This is a genomic window from Endozoicomonas sp. SESOKO2, assembly GCF_024606245.1.
Classification (GTDB): domain Bacteria; phylum Pseudomonadota; class Gammaproteobacteria; order Pseudomonadales; family Endozoicomonadaceae; genus Endozoicomonas_A.
Genome location: NZ_JAHHPQ010000080.1, coordinates 1 through 1,299, shown reverse-complemented (window position 1 = coordinate 1,299; position 1,299 = coordinate 1). Strand labels below are relative to the sequence as shown.

The 1,299-nt window shown below is 49.1% G+C and carries 1 protein-coding gene; it reads right to left on the bottom strand.

The features are described from left to right. A partial coding sequence (locus KDK17_RS02130) for a hypothetical protein (protein ID WP_257287235.1) occupies nt 1-1,108 on the bottom strand: 1,108 nt, incomplete at its 3' end. Nucleotides 1,109-1,299 lie beyond the last annotated feature (191 nt).

Genomic DNA, 1,299 nt, shown 5'->3' with positions numbered 1-1,299 from the left:
AAATGGTCGCTTTTACTAACCAGGTTCCATCGAGCATCTGACCACAGATTTTCGCTGTACCGTCAAGACTGACGGTCACCACATGTCGGCCATCAGTACTGAAGGCTGCTGAAGAGACCGACTTATCATGAGGAATGGTCGCTTTCTCCTCCCATGACCCATCGTTCTTCAGGCCGTAGATCTTTGCCATACCATCGGAACTGGCAGTCACGAAATAGCAGCCATCAGGGCTGAAGGTCGCAAATTTAACCCAATCTTTGTGGAAAAAGGTCTCTTTTTCTTTCCATGATTCATCGTCCCACAGGCCATAGATTTTCGCCGTCCCATCTGCACTGGCAGTCACCACATGGCAGCTATCAGCGCTGAAGTTAAGTGATAGAATCGCACCATCATGGGAAATGATGCCTTTTTCTTGCCATAATCCATCGTCCTTCTGACTATAGATTTTCGCAACATCATCGTTACCGACAGTCGCCACGTGACGGCTATCGGGGCTGAAGCTGGCTAACCTGACTAAATTATTGTGGCGAATAATGGCTTTTGGTTGCCATGATCCATCGTCCTCCAGGCCATGGACTTTCGCATTGTGATCGCGACTGCAAGTCACCACAAAGCGGCCATTGCCGCTGAAGCTGGCTGACCTGGCTTTACTATTGTGGCGAATGATGGCTTTTGGTTCCCATGATCCATCGTCCTCCAGGCCGAAGATATGCGCTGTCTGACCTTTACCGATGGTCGCCATATAGCGACCTTGGGCGCTAAAGGTCGCTGAAATAAAGCCATTCTGATCGGGAATAATGGCTTTTTTTACCCAGGTACCATCGGCTTCCAGACCATAGATTTTTGCCATGCCATCTTCATTGACGGTGACCAGATAGCAACTATCGGGACTGAAGGTAGCTGAAGCGACGCGCGGATCAAAAATTTTGACTTTTCGTTCCCACGAACCATCGGCCTCTTGACTATAGATACTCGTCGTGCCGTCGTAACCGATAATCACCACGCAGCGGCTGTCGGCGCTGAAGCTGGCTGAATGTATTGAATGGCGTTGAACAATGAGAACTTTTGGTTTCCATGATCCGTCGGCCTCCAGGCCCAGGATTCTCACCGAGCCGTCTCCACTGGAGGTCAAGATATGGCAAGCATCAGCGCTGCAACTGGCGGAGCTGACAGAGCTGTTATTTGAAACAGTGACTTTTGTAGCTGACTTAAAGGCTCTAAATTGAGACTTCCGTTCAGTATTGGTGAAATGAAGCAGAGCAGGTATATAGGGATTGTTTCGGCGTTTTATGAGTGAAT